The sequence below is a fragment of the Streptomyces sp. 8N706 genome (genome assembly GCF_052245415.1).
GTDB lineage: Bacteria > Actinomycetota > Actinomycetes > Streptomycetales > Streptomycetaceae > Streptomyces.
On the sequence record NZ_JBQQBW010000228.1, the window covers coordinates 1 to 2217 of the forward strand.

The 2217-nt window shown below is 73.2% G+C and carries 3 protein-coding genes; 1 reads left to right on the forward strand and 2 read right to left on the reverse strand.

Features of this window, described 5'->3' with window-relative positions; all coding sequences use genetic code 11:
- The coding region (gene nusA, locus ACTWQE_RS33955; RefSeq protein ID WP_443332944.1) for a transcription termination factor NusA at positions 1 to 907 on the reverse strand (907 nt) is incomplete at its 3' end.
- A gap of 2 nt (positions 908 to 909) precedes the next feature.
- Positions 910 to 1437 (reverse strand): ribosome maturation factor RimP, encoded by a 528-nt coding sequence (gene rimP / locus ACTWQE_RS33960; protein WP_443332945.1) that lies wholly within the window; start codon positions 1435 to 1437, stop codon positions 910 to 912.
- Between the two features lie 283 nt (positions 1438 to 1720).
- Here rimP and ACTWQE_RS33965 point away from each other — a divergent pair.
- Positions 1721 to 2217 (forward strand): hypothetical protein (locus tag ACTWQE_RS33965; protein ID WP_443332946.1); only part of this gene is annotated, 497 nt, incomplete at its 3' end.

The following is a 2217-nucleotide window of genomic DNA, read 5'->3' on the forward strand; positions in this document are numbered from 1 at the left end:
CTTCCTTGCCGATGGCCAGTGACAGCTGGTAGTCGGGGACGGTCACCCGGGCGGAACGGGCGGCGAGATCGATGACCTCGACCTTGCTCACCCGGGCGGGTGACAGTGCGTGCGCCACCAGTTCCGCCGGGTCGTCCGACCAGTCGACGATGTCGATCTTCTCGCCGTGGAGCTCGGCCATGACGGCCCGGACCCGGCCGCCCATCGGGCCGATGCACGCGCCCTTGGCGTTGAGGCCCGAACGGGTGGACCGTACGGCGATCTTGGTCCGGTGGCCGGCCTCGCGGGCGATGGCCGCGATCTCCACCGAGCCGTCGGCGATCTCCGGGACCTCCATCGCGAACAGCTTCTTCACCAGGTTCGGGTGCGTGCGGGAGAGCGTCACCGACGGTCCGCGCACGCCCTTGACGACGCGGACGACATAGGTCCGCAGCCGGGTGCCGTGCGCGTACTCCTCACCCGGCACCTGCTCCTGCACCGGCAGGATCGCCTCGAGCCTGCCGATGTCGACGAGGACGTTCTTGGGGTCCTTGCCCTGCTGGACGACGCCGGCGACGACATCTCCCTCGCGGCCCGCGTACTCACCGAAGGTGATCTCCTCCTCGGCGTCCCGCAGCCGCTGCAGGATGACCTGCTTGGCGGTGGTGGCGGCGATACGGCCGAACCCGGAGGGGGTGTCGTCGAACTCGCGGGGCTCCTCGCCCTCCTCGAGGTCGGCCGGGTCCTCCGTCGCCCACACCGTCACATGACCGGTGTTGCGGTCCAGTTCCACGCGCGCGTGGCGGCGGCTTCCCTCGGTGCGGTGATAAGCGATGAGGAGGGCCGCCTCGATCGCCTCGACCAGCAGGTCGAAGGAGATCTCCTTCTCCCGTACCAAACCCCGCAGGGCGCTCATGTCGATGTCCACGGCTACGCCTCCTCCTGGCTCTCGTCGTCAGCGGCCGCGGCGCTCTTCTCGGCGGCCTTGCGGTTGAACTCGATCTCCACCCGGGCCTTGGCGATCTCCGCGAAGGGGACCCGGCGGGCGGTGGGCCTGCGGCCCTTCACGCCCGGCACCTCCAGGTCGAGACCGTCGTCGTCGACAGCGGTGATCCGGGCGACCAGCTCGCCGCCGTCGGCGAGCCGGGCCTTGATGAGACGGCCGGTGGCACGGCGGTAGTGGCGCGGTTCGGTGAGCGGCCGGTCCGCGCCGGGAGAGGTGACCTCGAGGACGTACGGGGCTCCGCCCATGGCGTCCGTCTCGTCGAGCTTCTCGGAGACCGCCCGGCTCAACTCGGCGCAGGCGTCCAGCTGGACACCCGCGTCGGAGTCCACGACGATCCGGAGCACGCGCCGCTTCCCGGCCGGCGTCACATCGACTTCTTCCAGATCCAGGTCTCGCGCGGCGACGAGCGGTTCGAGCAGTCCGCGCAGCCTCTCGCTCTGGGTGGTGCTCATCCGGGTGACTCCTCGGCCGCGTGTGCTGTTGTGGGAAGGTCGCGTGTCAGGTCAAAGGGTATCCGGTCGGAGACGGTGCTGCCGTCCGCCTCCGGCGGGTGTGCGCCGAGCCGGTCGGCGATCCGGAGCGGGGCCACGGGTACGCTCGGCTCCAGCCGATCAAGGACGCCCGTCCCCGCCGGCCTCCCTCCCGCCGTCGGCCCCGCGCCCCTCGCCTCACAGGATGTGACCCGTGCCGCTTCCCACGCCGTCGGGGCCCCCGTCCGGCCCGCGCCGGAGAAGCATGCTGACCGGCGCCCTCGGCGCCGGTACCGCCGCTGTCCTGCTCAGCGGCTGCTCCGAGGGCGGCTCGGCCTCCGAGCGGGCCGAGCGGAGCACCACGGCCCGCAAGCTGCGCGCCCGGGCCGCGGAGGAGTCGGGCGACCTGCTGGACCGGTACGACGCGACCGCGAAGGCCCACCCCGGGCTCGCCGAGCGGCTGCGGCCGCTGCGGGCCGAGGTCGCCGGACACGCAACGGCCTTCGCCTCCGCCCGCCCCTCCGGATCTTCCGCGGCGGCCTCCGCCAGTCCTTCGCCGTCCGCCTCCGCCGGCGGTTCCGCGGGGCCGCCGGCGTCCGTGCCCGAGGACGAGCGGAAGGCCCTGGCGGCTCTGGCCGACGCCGAGCGCCGCACGGCCGACGCCCGGACCACCGCCCTGCTGGAGGCTCCACCGGAGTTGGCCCGCCTGCTCGCCTCGGTGGCGGCGGCGGGCGCGGCGCACGCGTATCTGCTCACGGAGGG